Consider the following 17176-nt stretch of genomic DNA (forward strand, 5'->3'; position numbering starts at 1 on the left):
GTACCAAAGATCAGTCATAATAAAGCCAAGCGATGGCCCACGGGCAGCGAGGCTCCCCGTGGTTGATTGAAAGCAGGTAGCTATTTTTAAAAACTATACCTGCATGAGATCCTGTTCTTTTGCGGCAAGCGCTTTATCGATCTCAGCAATATACTTATCCGTCAGCTTCTGGATTTCATCTTCACCCTGGCGCTGATCGTCTTCAGTAATCTCTTTATCTTTTAATAAAGATTTAAAATCACCGTTGGCATCACGACGTACGTTACGAACCGCCACGCGCGCATGTTCAGCTTCGCTACGTGCCTGCTTGATGTAACCTTTGCGTGTCTCTTCGGTCAGCATTGGCATTGGCACACGAATGACATTACCAGCACTAGAAGGGTTCAGACCTAAATCAGAGGTCATAATCGCCTTCTCAATCTTAGGCACCATGCCTTGTTCCCAGGGCGTTACCGTTAGCGTACGGGCATCTTCAACGTTAACAGAAGCTACTTGATTCAGCGGCACCTGACCACCGTAATAATCAACGGTAACAGCATCTAGAATACTGGGATGAGCCCGCCCTGTGCGGATCTTGTTGAAGTTGCTGTTAAGCGCTTCAACACTTTTTTTCATGCGAGAATCTGCATCTTTTTTGATGTCATTGATCACGTGGTTACCCTCTATATATCAGCGTGCCTTCCTTGCCCCCTACTACTAAATTTAGTAGAGCACCAGGCTTGTTCATATCAAATACCCGCACCGGCATATTATGGTCACGTACCAGGCAGATTGCGGTCAAATCCATAACGCCTAACTTTTGGTCTAGCGCGTCATCATAGGAGAGCTGGTCATATTTCACAGCATCGGCGTGCTTAACCGGGTCTTTATTGTACACACCGTCTACTTTGGTCGCTTTGATCACGACATCAACATCTACTTCAATGCCGCGTAAGCAGGCGGCAGAGTCGGTCGTGAAGAAAGGGTTTCCCGTGCCCGCGGAAAACAGCACCACATCGCCTGACGTTAAGTAGCGGATGGCAGTGCGGCGATCGTAATGCTCCACCACACCACTCATGGGAATCGCTGACATTACACGCGAGCGAATATTAGAACGCTCAAGTGCATCTCGCATTGCTAGCGCATTCATTACTGTTGCCAGCATTCCCATGTGGTCACCCGTCACCCGATCCATACCCGCTTCATTAAGCGCCGCACCACGGAACAGGTTGCCACCACCGATTACAATACCCACCTGAACGCCAATACCAACCAATTGGCCGATCTCTAGCGCCATACGATCCAGCACTTTCGGATCAATACCAAAATCGTGCTCACCCATTAGCGCTTCGCCAGACAACTTCAGCAAAATACGCTTGTATTTTGATTTCGACTTTTCAGTCTTACTGACAGCAACCGCGGGGGTGGACTCTTGAACTTCACGTGACATGGCATCTCTCCTGAGGCAGACCTGAACACAGGCGGGCGAGACGACCCCCATTTTTCACAGGGGCCGGATACACAAAGGCGTGCGCTCGCGCGCACGCCATTTTCTTTCTAAAACATCTGACCTTAGCGACGGCCAGCCTGTTCCATAACTTCTTTAGCAAAATCGACTTCTTCTTTCTCGATGCCTTCGCCCACTTCGAAACGAGTGAAGCTAACCACTTCACCACCCGCTGCCTTAACAAACTCAGCAACCGACTGGTTCGGGTCTTTAACAAACGGCTGTTCGGTCAGGCTGTTCTCAGCCAAGTACTTTTTCAGACGGCCTTGAACCATTTTCTCAGCGATCTGCTCAGGCTTACCGGCCATGTCCGGCTGGGCCAGAATAATCGCTTTTTCTTTATCTAGCTCTTCTTGCGGCATATCTTCTGGATGGGCAACCGACGGATTAATCGCTGCAACGTGCATAGCAACGTCTTTAGCAGCTTCCGAGTTACCACCTTTCAGAACGGTCAAGACGCCGATACGGCCGCCGTGAACGTATTCGCCTACAAGGCCACCTTCAACAGCGTTTACAACAACAGCACGACGCACGCCGATGTTCTCGCCGATTTTCTGTACTAGCTGCTCACGAGTGGACTCGAGTTCGCCAGCCATTACTGCTGCAACGTCTTCGTTTTTCGCCGCAAAGAACGCGTCAACGATCTTATTGGAGAAATCAATGAAGTTATCATCACGAGCAACGAAGTCAGTTTCGGAGTTGATCTCGACCATCACACCGTAACTGCCGTCTTCTGCTACACGCGTAACAACGGCACCTTCTGCAGCGGTACGACCCGCTTTCTTCGCGGCTTTAAGGCCAGAGCTTTTACGCAAGTTCTCGATTGCAACTTCGATATCACCGTCGGCTTCAGTAAGTGCTTTTTTACACTCCATCATGCCAAGACCGGTACGTTCGCGCAGTTCCTTAACCTGAGAGGCGCTGATAGCTGCCATGAGTTTTCACCTCGGAAATGGTTCTAGCTGAAAGTTAAACGCGCTACAGAGTATAAGCTCGGTAGATGACCGTTGCGTATCACTTTGCAGAGCATTCGCCGGCATTAAGCGTCCGGCATAATCGGCCCGCCTGAGCGAACTCAAAGCGGGAAAAAGGGGGCGTAAGGCCCCCTCTTAAACATGATGCGGCTTTAACTGACCACCGCACCACTGCAACCGTTACTCGGCAGCAGCGTCAGTGTCAGCAGAAGCGGCTTCTTCAGTCACTTCGACAAACTCATCCGGACGACCTTCTTTCGCACGACCACACGCGTCAGCAATAGCTTTCACGTAGATCTGAATAGCACGAATGGAGTCATCGTTACCCGGGATCACGTAATCAACGCCATCTGGGTTGGAGTTGGTATCAACTACACCAATAACCGGGATACCCAGCTTGTTGGCTTCGTTGATCGCGATGCGCTCGTGGTCAACATCGATAACGAACAGTGCGTCCGGAAGGCCACCCATGTTCTTGATACCGCCGATAGAACGCTCAAGCTTTTCCTGCTCACGCGTTGCCATCAAGACTTCTTTCTTGGTCAGCTTCTCGAACGTGCCGTCTTCGCGCATTGTTTCTAAGTCACGCAGGCGCTTGATGGACTGACGAATGGTCTTGAAGTTGGTCAACATACCGCCCAACCAGCGATGATTGACGAACGGCTGGTTAACGCGGTTTGCTTCTTCTTTGATAATCTTGCTAGCGCTGCGCTTGGTGCCAACAAACAAAATTTTGTTGTTGGATGCCGCCATCTTCTCAACCACATCGATCGCTTCGTTCAGCGCCGGCAGGGTGTGCTCAAGGTTGATGATATGAATCTTGTTGCGCGCGCCGAAGATGAATTTACCCATCTTCGGATTCCAGTACTTGGTTTGGTGACCGAAGTGAGCGCCTGCTTTTAGCAGGTCACGCATATTAACGTGAGACATGATAAAACTCCTGAAACTCGGGTTAGGCCTCCACGCACCCCATGGATCCGACCAGTGGCGTCGTTACACGTCGCCAGCGGCACCCGGGACCATGTGCCGGTGCATGTGTGTTTTCAAGGCTTGCTGTTTAACAATGCAGACTTCCTGCATTGCGTTTAAATAGCCTTTCTGCAGATAACCAACCAACAAAGAAGCGTGGGATGGCGATTGCAGGAAAGCGCGCGGCTTTATACCATAGATCATTACCAAGATGAAGTCACAGCGCATGTAACGGTTTTAATTTACCGCTCACCATTGCCGTTCACCACTTACTTAGAATCCACATCGAGAATTCATGAACGTTCCTATCAAGACGCCTTCTGAAATCGAGAAAATGCGCGAAGCCGGGCGCCAAGCCGCCAGCGTCATTGAAATGATCACTCCCCACATCAAGGCAGGGATCTCCACCGGAGAAATTGATCGCCTATGCCACGATTACATTGTTAACACTTTAGGCTCTGCACCTGCACCGCTGAACTATCACGGTTTTCCGAAAGCAACCTGTACATCGATTAATCACGTGGTCTGCCATGGCATTCCCGATGACGCCAAAAAGCTAAAGAATGGCGACATCATGAATCTGGATATCACCGTCAGAACGACGGATGGCTACCACGGTGACTCCAGTGTGATGTTCGTGATTGGCGACACCATTCAGGGCGAGCGTCTATGCCGTATCACTCAAGAGTGCTTGTACAAAAGCATTGCCCTGATAAAGCCAGGCGTACGTCTGTCGGAGCTCGCCCGAGTAATTCAGCAACATGCTGAAGCCCACGGCTATTCTGTGGTACGCGATTTTTGCGGCCACGGCATCGGCGCAGACTTCCACGAGGACCCACAGTTTCTTCACTATGATGGCTATGCGCCAGATGCTGATATTCCACTGGAAGCAGGCATGTGCTTTACCATCGAGCCCATGATTAACGTGGGCGGCTACAAAACCAAGGTTCTACGCGATGGCTGGACAGCGGTCACCAAAGACCGCAGCCTGTCTGCTCAGTGGGAGCATACGCTGCTGGTCACGGATACCGGTGTTGACGTGCTGACCGCACGCAGCGATGAAGACTTCAGTTTTTTGAATCGCTGATGCTTCTTCATCACTACCGGTTTGAACCGGACACCACGCTGTACGATCTCGCTATGTTTCGTACCGAGCTAGCCGGATCACGCTCTCCGATTGCGCCGTTTAAGGCGGCGCTGCGCGAACTCCAAGCTAGATTGGATGAACAGTTTCGGTCAGGGGCAGATATACGCGACTTAGTCCGCGGACGAGCGTGGTATCTGGATCAGTTGCTAGCAATCGCCTGGGAACAGCACGATTGGCCTGACGAAGGTGTTGCTCTGGTGGCTGTGGGTGGCTATGGGCGTGGCGAGCTACATCCGCACTCAGATATCGATCTGTTGCTGCTGCTAGAGCACGACGATGACACTCCCTTCCAAGAATCGCTAAGCGCTTTTATTACCTTCTTATGGGATATCGGTCTTGAGATCGGTCATAGCGTACGCTCACTAAATGACTGTGAACGTGAAGCTAAGGCTGATGTTACCGTGATGACCAACCTGCTTGAATCACGCCTCATCGCTGGCCCTGAGCATCTTCGCCAAAAGATGCGTGAACGCCTTAGTGCCGAGCACATTTGGCCTGCTGATCGCTTTTTTGAAGCAAAATGGCAAGAACAAATTGCCCGCCACTACCGTTACAACAATTCTGAGTACCACCTAGAACCAAACCTTAAGAGTTCGCCCGGCGGGCTGCGCGATATTCAAATGATTGGCTGGGTCGCCAAGCGCCATTTTGGCACTGAGCATTATGCCGACATTGTCGCGAATGGCTTTATGAACGATGCCGAGCTGCGCATCCTCAGCCAGGGGCAGGCCTTTTTGTGGCAAGTGCGTTACGCCCTGCATATGCTCACAGACCGTGCCGAAGACCGCTTGCTATTTGATCATCAGCGTACTATTGCCGAGATGTTTGGCTTTCGAGACACCCCTGAGCGCCTAGCAGTTGAGCAGTTTATGAAGCGCTACTACCGGCATGTAACCGCCTTAGCAGGGCTTAACGACATGCTATTACAGCACTTTGATGAGGTTATTCTACGCGGTAAAGAAGCGCTGGAAACCGTTAAGCTGAATGAGCGTTTCGAAACGAAAGGCGGCTACATCCAGGTACGCTCACGCAATCTGTTTCGTGAGCGCCCTGCGGCCATGCTGGAACTGTTTCTGCTAATGGCTAAACACCCAGAAATAGAAGGCGTACGTGCAGACACGATTCGTCTAATTCGCGATCACCGTCATCAAATTGATGATCACTACCGCGAAGACCCACGCCATCAGCGGCTTTTCATGTCAATCTTGCGTTCACCGGGCAATGTACCCCGCCAGCTAAGACGCATGAATCGCTACGGTATTCTAGGTAAGTACTTGCCCGAATTTGGTCGTGCGGTTGGGTTGATGCAACACGACTTATTTCATATTTACACCGTAGATGCTCATACCCTCCTTTTACTAAAATTTTTACACGGCTTTCGCAAGCCCGATGCTAAAGACGACTTCCCGGTTGCCGCAACACTGATTCATCAATTGCCTAAAATGGATTTGCTGTGGATTGCCGGGCTGTTCCATGACGTCGGCAAAGGCCGCGGTGGCGACCATTCTGATATCGGCGCGCGCGACGTAGAGCAGTTTTGTCATCGCCACCATGTCTCTCAACACGACACCAACCTAGTGCGCTGGCTGGTGGAGCACCACCTACTGATGTCAATGACGGCTCAAAAACGCGATATCAGCGACCCCGATGTGATTCGCGATTTCGCCCTCACTGTGCGCGATGAGACTCGCCTAGACTATCTCTATGTACTCACCGTGGCTGACATTAATGCCACCAACCCCACCCTGTGGAACGGCTGGCGGGCGTCGCTGTTGCGTCAACTACATGCTGAAACCAAGCGGGCGCTGCGAAGGGGGCTTAAAAATCCGCCTGACCGAGATGACTGGGTGCGCGAAACTCGCACAGAAGCCCGCTCGTTACTGCAAACCGTCGGTGTAGATAGCGCTCAGATTGATCAACTATGGGAATCCCTCGGCGAAGAATATTTCCTTCAATACGCACCTAGCGAAATTGTCTGGCAGACCCAAGGTATTCTTGCCCACCAGCCGTCTGAATTGCCGCTGGTCTTAATTAGCGCCCCCACCGCCGATATGGCCGAAGGTGGCACCAAGGTGTTTATCCATACCCGCTCGGTAGATGATCTGTTTGCGGCGACCGCCGCTGCCATGGAGCAGTTAGGCCTGTCTATCCATGATGCCCGCATCGCCACCTCGCACAACGACTGGACGCTAAATACGTTTATTGTGCTAGATCATTATGGCCAGCCTATCCGCGATCCTGAGCATATTGAGGAGATGCGTCGACACCTTGTTGAAGAGCTGGACGACCCAGATGACTACCCAGAGATCGTCACGCGCCATACACCGCGCCAACTGAAACACTTCAAAGTGCCCACAGAAGTCGTCATTGAACAAGATCCAGCCAACGAACGTACGCTGCTAGAATTGACAGCCCCAGATCGCCCAGGCCTTCTGGCACGGGTAGGACGTATTTTCATGGAACAGGATATTGCCCTCTCTGCGGCAAAAATTGCTACTTTGGGCGAGCGAGTTGAAGACGTTTTCTTTATTACCACGAAATCCGGTGAACCACTGACCGACGTAACACGGCAGCAGCAGCTTCGCGAACGGCTGATCGAAGTGCTTGGCGTGTAAGCTTTCAAGAAGCGTTTAAATAAACCAAGTCCTGGTGGTTAAGTTTGAGGTGGCCCCAGGGCTTGCCTATAATCGGCAGTTTAATGGGCCGCTTTACGGACCTCCAGCACCGCCTTTAGGCTATCAACGGACTCGCCATGAACCCCGATCTGAACGCCCTTCACCCCTATCCGTTTGAAAAGCTAGCAGCCCTGAAAGCGGCGCTGGTGCCCCCGACGGACCTTGAGCATATTCCGCTCACCATTGGCGAGCCGCAGCACGCGCCTTATTCTGGGGCATTACAAGCACTGGTGGCTCATCAATTAGAGATGGCCCGCTACCCAGCAACCAACGGCCTAGCTGCTTTACGCGAAACGATTGCCCGATGGGCAACGCGACGTTTCTCACTTGCCGGATTAGATGCCGAACGCCAGGTACTCCCGGTTAACGGCACCCGAGAAGCCATCTTTGCGTTTGTGCAAGCAGCCCTGGATCGCCATCGCCCAGCCAAGGTGGCTGTCCCTAACCCCTTCTATCAAATTTACGAAGGAGCCACCCTACTAGCAGGGGGCGAGCCGCTCTATTTAGATTGCACAGCAGACAACGGCTTTCGCCCTAACTTTTCGGCGGTAAGCGCTGAAACTTGGCGCGATGTACAAATTGTATTCATTTGCTCACCTGGCAATCCCACAGGGGCGGTCACGCCACTTTCTGAATTCAAACAACTCATCGCACTGGCCGATGAGCACGACTTTATCATCGCCTCCGATGAGTGCTACTCAGAGCTATACCTGAATGAAAACACGCCCCCTCCTGGGCTGCTACAAGCCTGTGCAGAGCTTGGCCGCGACGATTATCAACGTTGCGTAGTATTTCATTCACTTTCTAAACGCTCCAACTTACCAGGGCTACGCTCTGGGTTTGTGGCAGGCGATGCTGATCTTCTGGCACCGTTTAAACGCTATCGTACCTACCACGGCTGTGCAATGTCGCTACCGCTTCAGCACGCCTCTATTGCCGCCTGGCAGGATGAGACCCACGTCCGCGCCAACCGCGATGCGTACCGCGAAAAATTTAGCGCCGTGACCAACGTTCTCGCACCAGTAATGGACTTCCCCACACCGGAAGCTAGCTTTTACCTATGGCCAGCGGTGCCCGACGGTGATGATATCGCCTTTACCCAACGGCTGTTTAGCGAGCAACACGTCAGCGTGTTACCTGGCAGTTTGATGGGCCGCATGGGGCAAAACGGCCTTAACCCAGGTGCTGGTCGGCTGCGCCTGGCATTAGTGGCGGAACTCGCGCCAACGCTAGAGGCTGCTAAGCGTCTGCGCCAATTAGTGGAGCGCGGCTAGAACGCCGCCGATTTATAAGGAGGTTGTATGCTGACACTCTATATCATCAACACCTGCGACACCTGCCGCAAGGCACGCAAAGCGCTTGAAGAGAAAGGCATTCCTTTCAAGACCCATGACCTGCGCAAAGATGGCCTGTCCGCCAGTTTGCTCGAGCACATTCTTGAGCGTGTACCACTATTAGAAGCCATCAATAAACGCAGCAAAACCTGGCGCGACTTACCCCAGGAAGAAAAAGACAGCTTAGATGCTACGTCTGCCCGTAGGCTATTGCTTGAACAGCCCACGCTGCTCAAAAGACCACTACTAGAAGTTGATGACGACACTATTTTAGTGGGATACCGCGACGGCGATTACGACTCTCTCAGCGGCTAATATGCCACTGAATCTTAACAACTGATTGTTATTCAAAACTTAAAGGAAGACGCGTTATGCTGAGCTTCGCGCTTGGAATCGGCACCCAAAATACTCAGGGCGACTGGCTGGAAATCTACTACCCAGCTCCGCTGCTTAATCCTGCAGACAGCTTAGTAACCGCAGCCAAAGAGGCGTTAGACGCCCCCACCGGCAATGCATCGATCAGCTTTCTGCCCGAAGATTGCACGCGCTTAGCAAAAGCATTGGAAGCTGCTGGCCACTCTGAGCAGGCCGCACTCGCTGAATCATTCGCCGCCAGCCATCGCCCCTTGGTCGCAATGTTTTTAGAAAGCGATCAAGCTCCGCAAACCGCTCCTGAAGTCTACTTGAAGCTGCATCTACTCTCTCACCGCTTAGTGAAGCCTCATGGCTTGGATTTGACGGGGATGTTTGGCCTGCTGCGCAATATCGCATGGACCAACGAAGGCGCGATTGATATCGAAGAGCTGCCCGCCCGCCGCTTGAAAGCACGCTTAGCGGGTCGCGCGCTATCCGTCGACTGCGTCGATAAATTCCCTAAAATGACCGATTACGTAGTACCTACCGGCATTCGCATTGGTGACACCGCTCGCGTGCGCCTAGGCGCTTACCTGGGTGAAGGCACCACGGTAATGCACGAAGGTTTCGTCAACTTCAACGCAGGTACTGAAGGCCCCGGCATGATTGAAGGGCGCATTTCTGCAGGCGTTATGGTCGGCAAAGGCTCTGATCTGGGCGGCGGTTGCTCCACCATGGGCACGCTATCGGGTGGCGGTAACATCATTATCAAGGTGGGCGAAGGCTGCCTGATTGGTGCCAATGCTGGCATCGGTATTCCATTAGGTGATCGCTGCACCGTAGAAGCGGGGCTGTATATTACCGCAGGCTCGAAAGTTACCCTGCTCGACGACCAGAATCAGGAAGTTAACACCGTGGCGGCACGCGAGTTAGCAGGCCAAGATGACTTATTACTGCGCCGCAATTCACAAAACGGCCGTATTGAGTGCCTGACCAATAAAAGCGCCATTGCGCTGAACGAGGCACTGCATGCCCACAACTGAGCCTGAAACGCTGTCGCCCACGTTGCAGCTTGCGTTTGAGCTACTTAGCCGGGCGTCGGTAACGCCGGATGATGAAGGCTGCCAGGACCTTATGATCGAGCGCTTAACGGCGCTCGGTTTTCATATCGAGCAACTGCCGTTTGGCGATGTCAAAAATTTCTGGGCAATAAGAGGCCATCATGGCCCCGTATTAGCCTTTGCTGGCCACACTGACGTCGTGCCCAGTGGGCCCCACACAAACTGGGAATTCCCACCGTTTGAGCCGTGTATTGATGAGCACGGCATGCTCTGTGGGCGAGGCGCAGCAGACATGAAGGGCAGTCTAGCGGCTATGCTCACTGCTGTTGAGCGCTTTGTGACGACCTATCCAGAGCACGATGGTCGAATAGCATTTTTAATCACCTCCGATGAAGAAGGCCCTGCCGTTGATGGCACCCGTGCTGTGGTTGAGCATTTACGCGAACGCAACGAACGCCTGGACTACTGTATTGTCGGTGAACCTTCATCAACTTCACGACTGGGCGATATGATTAAAAACGGTCGCCGCGGGTCATTGGGCGGTGTTCTGCATATCAAAGGGGTTCAGGGTCATGTGGCCTACCCACACCTTGCGCGCAACCCTATTCACCAAGCGATGCCCGCACTGGATGCATTGGTTAACGAGCACTGGGACGCGGGCAATGACTTCTTCCCTGCCACCAGTTTCCAGATATCTAATTTTCGCGCGGGCACCGGGGCCACTAACGTCATTCCAGGTGAAGTAGAAGTTGTGTTTAACTTCCGTTATTCCACGGAAGTTACCCATGAGATGCTAAGAAGCCGCACCGAATCGATTTTGGATAAGCATGGCCTTGAGTACCACATCGACTGGACCCTCAACGGCGAGCCATTTCTGACCGCAGAAGGCGAATTAGTCGATGCTGCCATTCGCGGTGTAGAAGCCGTTACCGGCGAGCGCCCTGCGCTTTCGACCAGCGGCGGCACCTCAGATGGCCGATTTATTGCAACACTTGGCGCTCAAGTAGTAGAGCTTGGCCCACTCAACGACACTATTCACAAAGTGAATGAGCGCGTACGCGCCAGCGATCTGGATGAGCTCAGCCGCATCTATGAAGCTACGCTTCAAGCCCTGTTAACGGATAACGAGGTAAGCGTATGATGGAGCGGTTTCCGGATATCGAAGTGTACTTGGCGAGCGTAACGATAGACGACATCAATACATGGCTACGCGACGCCCTCAACGCACCACCGCTTAGCCCCGCGGGCAAAGGCAAATGGAAAACCCGCGGGCACTACCAGGGCGACGCGGTACCAGTATTACTCGTGGATAAAGCTGCCGATGGCTTTGCCAGCCTATGGTTCGATAGCCAACACACCCCGTGGCGTACCGACCAAGAGTGCGCTCAGCACGCTGCAGAAGCTTTGCAAACGGAAGTACGCTGCTCGCTAGGTGGCTGGCACCCAGGCGATGATCCCGACCGCTTCTGGCAGGTATTGCCTGGCGGCCAGGAAAAAGCTATTGAATGGCCCGATTCAGGTCGTTAAACGCACAAGACCCCGCATTGCGGGGTCTTGTGTTTTAGTCGCTGGCGACGCCAGCGTTATTCAATAAAAGCGACGTCTAAATACAAACGATTTAATAAAAGCTACTCAATGATACTGACATCATCCGCCTGCAGACCACGGTCGTTTTTAATCACGTGATAACGGACAATTTGACCTTCGGCAAGCATACGTGGACCACGACCCCGGATCGCACGAAAGTGCACAAACACATCCTCGCCATTATCCCGGGTAATAAAGCCGTAACCTTTATTGGTATTAAACCACTTCACCTCACCCTCTTCACGCCCATCATTGGGGTCGATGATATCTTCCTCTTCTTCATCATCGTCTTCCATCTCAGGAGCCGCTTGAGGCTGACGTGGAGCAGGCTTAGTACGCGCAACATCCGCTTTTACTACCATTGGCGGAGCCAAAGCAGCAGCGGCTAACGTGCCAATAAACAGCGCGATAAAACACCCTAGAGCAGCAGCAATATAAACGCCACTAGCGCCGCTAATAGCAAGCTCAGCTAGCCACTGCTCAGCAAGTGGGGCATTTGTTAAATGAACAATCCCCGCCAAAAGAAGTGGCGTGGGGGCGGCAAGTAAAACACTGATGAAGAAACAGCGAAAAACAACTTTTGGATTCATAGATGATAAAAGCTCTCTTGTTGTATGGGTAACAGACGAAGGACAATACTCGGCCAGCTAGGCCCATTCCTAACCGTACCGAGCATACTACATACTATCTACTACATAAGGTGACGATGTTATCATGACAAACGAATTATCGCCTGCTGAGCTAACTCAACTTCTTGAATCTTTAGAGAGTCGACTGGCTTACCAGGAACACTGGTTAGACACCCTTGACCAGGCGGTTGCCCAGCAAGAACGTCGTCTAGAAAAGCTGGAGCAGCTAAGTACACTGATGCGTGACCGCTTACGCGAGCAATATCAGGCGCTTCAGGCGGGTGATTCGCAGGGGGATACTCGCCCAGAAGACGACATACCCCCTCACTATTAGTACTAATTCTATTAGCACTAACTCTATTAGCACTAACTCTCGGTTACTCGCAGTAACAACTACTACTAATTGACGTCCTGATTATCATGCCACCGCGCTTGCTGGGTCGATGCTCTTGAGTCCAAAAGCATCGGCAACGGCCTGATAAGTCACTTGGCCATTGTGAACGTTAAGCCCTGGTAGGAAGTGTGGGTCGTCTTTAAGCGCCTGTTGCCAGCCTTTATCAGCCAGCGCCAGCACAAACGGCAAGGTGGCATTGGTAAGCCCCAACGTAGATGTACGCGCTACCGCTCCAGGCATATTAGCTACGCAGTAATGCACGATGCCGTCCACGATATAGGTCGGCTCGGCATGCGTTGTGGGTTTGCTGGTTTCAAAGCAACCGCCCTGGTCGATAGCGACGTCTACCAGCACACTACCCGGCTTCATATCCGCTAGCATGGCCCGGGTAATCAGCTTAGGCGCAGCGGCACCGGGGATAAGCACGGCGCCAATAATCATATCGGACTCTTTTACCGCCTGATCAAGGGCGTCCGCCGTTGAGTACACGGTTTTGATGCGTCCCTGATAACGGTCGTCCAGCACTTCCAAGCGAGCAATCGACTTATCTAGAATAGTCACTTCAGCTCCCAATCCTAGCGCCATACGGGCGGCATTTTCACCGACCACACCACCGCCAATCACGGTTACTTTACCCGGCGCAACGCCTGGTACACCTGGCAATAGCACGCCAGAGCCCCCCTGAGCTTTTTCCAGGCTATGCGCGCCCGCCTGAACTGCCATGCGTCCGGCTACCGTGCTCATCGGCGCTAGCAGCGGTAAGCCTCCTTTTGCATCAGTAATGGTTTCATAAGCAATGCAGGTAGCACCACTGGCCATCAGTCCTTGTGTTAATTTTTCCTCCGCAGCCAAGTGCAGGTAGGTGAATAGCGTCTGATTGGCTGTTAGACGCGCCACTTCTTCGGCTTGTGGTTCTTTAACTTTGAGAATCAGCTCGGCGCTTTGCCACAGCGCGTCTACATTTGCCTCTACTTTAGCGCCAGCGGCTTCATAGTCTCTGTCGTTAAACCCTGCGCCTTCTCCTGCAGCAGCCTGCACGCTCACCGAGTGGCCGCGCCCCACAAGTTCCCGCGCACCTGTCGGGGTGAGCGCCACTCGATATTCGTGATTTTTAATTTCTTTTGGAACGGCGATTTTCATTGGCGTTCTCCTTCTCGATTGTTTGTTAGCGCTGTTAAGCAAATTACAGCACAGCAGGCGCTAGCCACCACCCCAAGCAAGAAAAACAAAAAAAACGCCGGCTAAGGCGTTTGTTAAGAGAAGAATCTAGCGTTTAACGGAAATCAGCGAAAAAATCGACGGCATTTACCATGGCTTTGTTAGGGGGCGTATCAAAGACTGCTCGTCGCGCCATTAGCCTTGGAAGCGAATCGGTTGAGTGACGCCGTGTACGGCGCGCTGTTTTGTGGACGTGCTGCCCAGTCGCCGGGCTTACCGAGCCAGCAGGGTTGCCCGTTGAGCGCTGTCGATCACCCGTACCAACAGGCCTGCTTCTCAGTGATACGGGGAGGTATAGCCATTGCGGTAGCGCTCTTCAATCAGTCGCCAGGTGTTGGCGATTGTCTCATCATTACCGCGTAAACATGACATCCAGGTGTTCAGCAAACAGAACGTAACGCATCCACTGTTGCCGCCTTTTTGGCCCCCTAATTGCTCACCTGCCAAACGTTCTTTCTTGACCAGAAATAGACCTTTAACTAAGCGCTTCCAGAGACTGCTCGATAATAGTTAAGCCCTCTTCCAGCACTGCAGAAGAAACCGTTAGCGGCACCAGAATGCGGATGCTGTTGCCGTAGAAGCCACAAGAAAGCAGGATCAGGCCTTTTTCACGGGCTTTGGCACACAGCGCTCCGGTCATCTGAGTATCCGGCTTGCCTTCGCTGTTGAGCAGTTCGAACGCGGCCATGGCGCCGAGCTGGCGGCCGTGGGCGACGGCGAGGAAGCGTTCTTCCCACACGGCAAAGCGCTCGGCCAGCATGTTGCCCATCTGTTCGCTGCGCGCCAGAATGTTTTCCTCTTCGATCACCTCAATCACCGCTAACGCCGCTGCGCAAGAGAGCGGGTTGCCGCTGTAAGTGCCGCCCAGAGAATTGGGGCCAGAGGCGTCCATCACTTCGGCACTACCCACAACCGCCGATAGCGGCATGCCGTTCGCCAGGCTCTTGGCGGTGGTGAGGATGTCCGCTTCAATACCGCTATGTTCGAGCGCAAACAGCTTACCGGTACGGGCAAAGCCGGACTGCACTTCATCGGCGATCAGCAGAATACCGTGCTCGTCGCACAGCGCACGTAGCGCTTTCAGGTAATCCGGTGAGGCGATGTAGAAACCGCCCTCGCCCTGTACGGGTTCAATCACGATGGCCGCTGTGCGATGCGGGGCAATATCGGTTTTGAACAGCGTGCGAATGGCGTCTAACGACGCTTCTTCGCTGATACCGTGCAGCGGGTTGGGGAACGGCGCGCGGAAAACATCACCCGGCATAGGGCCGAAGTCGTTCTTATAGGGCAGTACCTTACCGGTCATGGCCAGCGTCATCATGGTACGGCCGTGGAAAGCACCGTCGAAAGTGATAATGCCTGTACGGCCAGTCGCCGCGCGGGCAATCTTCACGGCGTTTTCCAGCGCTTCCGCACCGGTATTCACCAGCATTGCTTTACGCTCGGGGCCACGCACCGGCGTCAGTTCACAAAGTTTTTGGCACAGCTGCACGTAAGGGGCGTAGGAGATCACTGCCGCGCTGGTGTGCATGACTTTTTTAAGCTGCGCTTCTACTGCCGCGACAATTTTTGGATGGCGGTGGCCCAGGTTGAGCACACCAATGCCGCCCGCGAAGTCGATCCAACGGTTGCCGTCGGCATCCCACAACTCGGCGTTTTCAGCGTGCTCGGCAAACTGGGTTGTCGGCGTGGCGGCACCGTTGGCCACGTAGCGGTTTTTCAGTTCGTTCAATTCTTGGTTATTCATCATCGTTTTCCTTATAGACCGCCAACACAGACGTACTTCAATTCAGTAAATTCATCCAACCCATGATGGGAACCTTCACGCCCCAACCCGGACTCTTTCACGCCACCAAACGGCGCCAGCTCGGTAGAAATCAGCCCTTCATTAACGCCAACCATGCCGTATTCCAACTGCTCCATGGCGTGCCAGATACGGCGGTAATCGATGGCGTAGAAGTAAGCTGCCAAGCCAAACGGCGTATCGTTGGCCATGGCAATCGCTTCTTCATCACGCTGGAAACGGAATATGGGAGCCACTGGGCCGAAGGTTTCTTCATCGGCCACTGCCATCTGAGTGGTGACGTCAGCAAGCACCGTGGGCGTGAAGAAACGCTCGCCTGCCGCGTGGGGCTTGCCACCGCAGAGCAGTCGCGCGCCTTGATTCACCGCATCATCAACGTGACGCTGCACTTTTTCCACCGCTGCTTGGTTAATCAGCGGGCCGATGGTGCTGCCTTGTGTTAAACCATCGCCGACCTTCAGCGCGCTAACACGCTCGGTCAGCTTGCTGACGAACGCATCGTAAACGCCATCCTGTACCAGGAAGCGGTTAGTACACACGCAGGTTTGCCCGGCGTTACGGAATTTTGAGGCAATCGCCCCTTCTACAGCGGCGTCCACATCAGCGTCATCAAAGACGATAAACGGCGCGTTGCCGCCCAGCTCCATGGCGGTTTTCTTCACTGTGCTAGCGCACTGAGCGAGCAGGTGTTTACCCACCGGGGTCGAGCCCGTAAACGAAACTTTGCGCACTCGCGCATCGGTGGTGAGCACGTCGCCAACCGCTGCCGGTTGTGAGGCGGTAATCACGTTAATGGTGCCGGCTGGCAAGCCCGCTTCTAGTGCTAGGTAAGCGGCAGCAAGCGCGGTTAACGGCGTAGCTTCCGCAGGCTTAATCACCACGGTGCAGCCTGCGGCCAAGGCCGGGGCACACTTGCGGGTAATCATCGCTAGCGGGAAGTTCCACGGGGTAATCGCGGCTACCACGCCGACCGGCTCGCGCAGCACCAGCAGGCGCTTGTCCGCGCCGTGGCTGGGCAGGGTTTCCCCGGCCATACGCTTGGCTTCTTCAGCGAAAAACTCAATAAATGAAGCGCCGTAAGCCACTTCACCTTTGGCTTCCGTCAGTGGCTTGCCCTGCTCTAGGGTCATCAAGCGAGCTAAGTCGTCGGCGTGCTCATTGATCAGCTCAAACCAGCGGCGCAGCAATGCCGAGCGCTGTTTTACTGGCGTTGCGCGCCAGGCTGGCCCAGCGGCATACGCTGCAGCCACTGCGTCGCGGGCGTCATCGGCGCCTAAGTCGGCAACGCGGGCAATCGTCTCGCCGGTAGCGGGGTTATCAACGGCAAAGGTTTGTTGGCCCTTGCGCCACTCGCCACCCACCAGGGTGGGCACTGCATCGTGTAACCACTGTTCGATAAAGCTCATCACCTTCTCCTGGTCTGCAACATGATAGGCACGCTAGCAGCAATGTGTTGGTAGGCGAATGCACCACTTTTGCGTTCAACCAGACCACTTTTCTGTTTTACTAGTTAAACGAGGAGCATCATGACAATAAGAGGATGT

17 protein-coding genes are annotated in these 17176 nt (G+C 53.5%); 9 read left to right on the forward strand and 8 right to left on the reverse strand.

Going from position 1 to position 17176, the window contains the following annotated elements; translation table 11 throughout:
* Window positions 1-93: 93 nt before the first annotated feature.
* From frr to rpsB, 4 genes are all read right to left on the reverse strand, one after another.
* Window positions 94-651 carry a ribosome recycling factor gene (gene frr / locus K1Y77_RS14000; RefSeq protein ID WP_030070402.1) on the reverse strand — a complete coding sequence of 186 codons (558 nt, stop codon included), beginning with the start codon at window positions 649-651 and terminating at the stop codon, window positions 94-96.
* Between the two features lie 4 nt (window positions 652-655).
* Complete coding sequence (pyrH, locus tag K1Y77_RS14005) at window positions 656-1429, reverse strand: UMP kinase (RefSeq protein WP_030070403.1); 774 nt, start codon at window positions 1427-1429, stop codon at window positions 656-658.
* 122 nt (window positions 1430-1551) lie between these two features.
* Entirely contained in the window at window positions 1552-2421 is an 870-nt protein-coding gene (tsf, locus tag K1Y77_RS14010; RefSeq protein ID WP_030070404.1) for a translation elongation factor Ts, read from the reverse strand.
* 219 nt (window positions 2422-2640) lie between these two features.
* The gene (rpsB, locus tag K1Y77_RS14015) at window positions 2641-3390 is read right to left on the reverse strand and encodes a 30S ribosomal protein S2 (protein ID WP_030070405.1); all 750 of its coding nucleotides are present in this window, start codon (window positions 3388-3390) and stop codon (window positions 2641-2643) included.
* A gap of 334 nt (window positions 3391-3724) precedes the next feature.
* On the opposite strand from rpsB, the gene map reads away from it, so the two are divergent.
* The 7 genes from map (at window position 3725) to K1Y77_RS14050 (ending at window position 11527) form a co-directional block, all read left to right on the forward strand.
* Complete coding sequence (gene map, locus K1Y77_RS14020; RefSeq protein WP_030070407.1) at window positions 3725-4516, forward strand: type I methionyl aminopeptidase; 792 nt, start codon at window positions 3725-3727, stop codon at window positions 4514-4516.
* Window positions 4516-7191: a [protein-PII] uridylyltransferase gene (locus tag K1Y77_RS14025; protein WP_030070408.1), complete on the forward strand. Its 2676-nt coding sequence runs from the start codon at window positions 4516-4518 to the stop codon at window positions 7189-7191. The genes map and K1Y77_RS14025 overlap by 1 nt, the downstream gene beginning before the upstream one ends.
* 137 nt (window positions 7192-7328) lie before the next feature.
* Window positions 7329-8525 (forward strand): succinyldiaminopimelate transaminase, encoded by a 1197-nt coding sequence (gene dapC / locus K1Y77_RS14030; RefSeq protein ID WP_030070409.1) that lies wholly within the window; start codon window positions 7329-7331, stop codon window positions 8523-8525.
* 27 nt (window positions 8526-8552) lie between these two features.
* On the forward strand, window positions 8553-8900 hold the full coding sequence (locus K1Y77_RS14035) for a Spx/MgsR family RNA polymerase-binding regulatory protein (protein ID WP_030070410.1): 348 nt from the start codon (window positions 8553-8555) through the stop codon (window positions 8898-8900).
* A gap of 56 nt (window positions 8901-8956) precedes the next feature.
* Window positions 8957-9982 (forward strand): 2,3,4,5-tetrahydropyridine-2,6-dicarboxylate N-succinyltransferase, encoded by a 1026-nt coding sequence (gene dapD, locus K1Y77_RS14040; protein WP_264429073.1) that lies wholly within the window; start codon window positions 8957-8959, stop codon window positions 9980-9982.
* Window positions 9969-11141: a succinyl-diaminopimelate desuccinylase gene (gene dapE, locus K1Y77_RS14045; protein WP_264429075.1), complete on the forward strand. Its 1173-nt coding sequence runs from the start codon at window positions 9969-9971 to the stop codon at window positions 11139-11141. The genes dapD and dapE overlap by 14 nt, the downstream gene beginning before the upstream one ends.
* Window positions 11138-11527, forward strand: a complete 390-nt coding sequence (locus K1Y77_RS14050; protein ID WP_035536339.1) for a hypothetical protein — start codon at window positions 11138-11140, stop codon at window positions 11525-11527. The genes dapE and K1Y77_RS14050 overlap by 4 nt, the downstream gene beginning before the upstream one ends.
* A 101-nt stretch (window positions 11528-11628) precedes the next feature.
* Here the strand turns inward: K1Y77_RS14050 and K1Y77_RS17370 are convergent, their stop codons facing one another.
* A complete protein-coding gene (locus K1Y77_RS17370) occupies window positions 11629-12177 on the reverse strand; it encodes a cold-shock protein (RefSeq protein ID WP_030070414.1) in 549 nt (182 codons plus the stop codon).
* Window positions 12178-12301: 124 nt separating this feature from the next.
* Here K1Y77_RS17370 and K1Y77_RS14060 point away from each other — a divergent pair, with 124 nt between their 5' ends.
* Window positions 12302-12550, forward strand: a complete 249-nt coding sequence (locus K1Y77_RS14060; RefSeq protein WP_030070415.1) for a SlyX family protein — start codon at window positions 12302-12304, stop codon at window positions 12548-12550.
* Window positions 12551-12634: 84 nt separating this feature from the next.
* Here the strand turns inward: K1Y77_RS14060 and ald are convergent, their stop codons facing one another.
* Entirely contained in the window at window positions 12635-13750 is a 1116-nt protein-coding gene (ald, locus tag K1Y77_RS14065) for an alanine dehydrogenase (RefSeq protein ID WP_030070416.1), read from the reverse strand.
* 234 nt (window positions 13751-13984) lie between these two features.
* Here ald and K1Y77_RS14070 point away from each other — a divergent pair, with 234 nt between their 5' ends.
* Window positions 13985-14191, forward strand: a complete 207-nt coding sequence (locus K1Y77_RS14070) for a hypothetical protein (protein WP_264429078.1) — start codon at window positions 13985-13987, stop codon at window positions 14189-14191.
* Between the two features lie 112 nt (window positions 14192-14303).
* On the opposite strand, the gene gabT is transcribed toward K1Y77_RS14070, so the two are convergent.
* Together gabT and K1Y77_RS14080 are read right to left on the reverse strand one after the other, a co-directional pair.
* Complete coding sequence (gene gabT / locus K1Y77_RS14075) at window positions 14304-15575, reverse strand: 4-aminobutyrate--2-oxoglutarate transaminase (RefSeq protein WP_264431502.1); 1272 nt, start codon at window positions 15573-15575, stop codon at window positions 14304-14306.
* Between the two features lie 11 nt (window positions 15576-15586).
* Entirely contained in the window at window positions 15587-17038 is a 1452-nt protein-coding gene (locus tag K1Y77_RS14080) for an NAD-dependent succinate-semialdehyde dehydrogenase (RefSeq protein ID WP_264429080.1), read from the reverse strand.
* Window positions 17039-17176 lie beyond the last annotated feature (138 nt).

Origin of the sequence: Halomonas qaidamensis (genome assembly GCF_025917315.1) — a bacterium.
Classification (GTDB): domain Bacteria; phylum Pseudomonadota; class Gammaproteobacteria; order Pseudomonadales; family Halomonadaceae; genus Vreelandella; species Vreelandella qaidamensis.

Coding starts and splice junctions, on each gene's coding strand:
- dapD (WP_264429073.1), top strand. CDS start 8,957: ATGCTGAGCTTCGCGCTTGGAATCGGCACCCAAAATACTCAGGGCGAC.
- K1Y77_RS17370 (WP_030070414.1), bottom strand. CDS start 12,177: ATGAATCCAAAAGTTGTTTTTCGCTGTTTCTTCATCAGTGTTTTACTT.
- K1Y77_RS14035 (WP_030070410.1), top strand. CDS start 8,553: ATGCTGACACTCTATATCATCAACACCTGCGACACCTGCCGCAAGGCA.
- ald (WP_030070416.1), bottom strand. CDS start 13,750: ATGAAAATCGCCGTTCCAAAAGAAATTAAAAATCACGAATATCGAGTG.
- rpsB (WP_030070405.1), bottom strand. CDS start 3,390: ATGTCTCACGTTAATATGCGTGACCTGCTAAAAGCAGGCGCTCACTTC.
- K1Y77_RS14050 (WP_035536339.1), top strand. CDS start 11,138: ATGATGGAGCGGTTTCCGGATATCGAAGTGTACTTGGCGAGCGTAACG.
- tsf (WP_030070404.1), bottom strand. CDS start 2,421: ATGGCAGCTATCAGCGCCTCTCAGGTTAAGGAACTGCGCGAACGTACC.
- K1Y77_RS14080 (WP_264429080.1), bottom strand. CDS start 17,038: ATGAGCTTTATCGAACAGTGGTTACACGATGCAGTGCCCACCCTGGTG.
- K1Y77_RS14060 (WP_030070415.1), top strand. CDS start 12,302: ATGACAAACGAATTATCGCCTGCTGAGCTAACTCAACTTCTTGAATCT.
- K1Y77_RS14025 (WP_030070408.1), top strand. CDS start 4,516: ATGCTTCTTCATCACTACCGGTTTGAACCGGACACCACGCTGTACGAT.
- dapC (WP_030070409.1), top strand. CDS start 7,329: ATGAACCCCGATCTGAACGCCCTTCACCCCTATCCGTTTGAAAAGCTA.
- map (WP_030070407.1), top strand. CDS start 3,725: ATGAACGTTCCTATCAAGACGCCTTCTGAAATCGAGAAAATGCGCGAA.
- gabT (WP_264431502.1), bottom strand. CDS start 15,575: ATGAATAACCAAGAATTGAACGAACTGAAAAACCGCTACGTGGCCAAC.
- pyrH (WP_030070403.1), bottom strand. CDS start 1,429: ATGTCACGTGAAGTTCAAGAGTCCACCCCCGCGGTTGCTGTCAGTAAG.
- dapE (WP_264429075.1), top strand. CDS start 9,969: ATGCCCACAACTGAGCCTGAAACGCTGTCGCCCACGTTGCAGCTTGCG.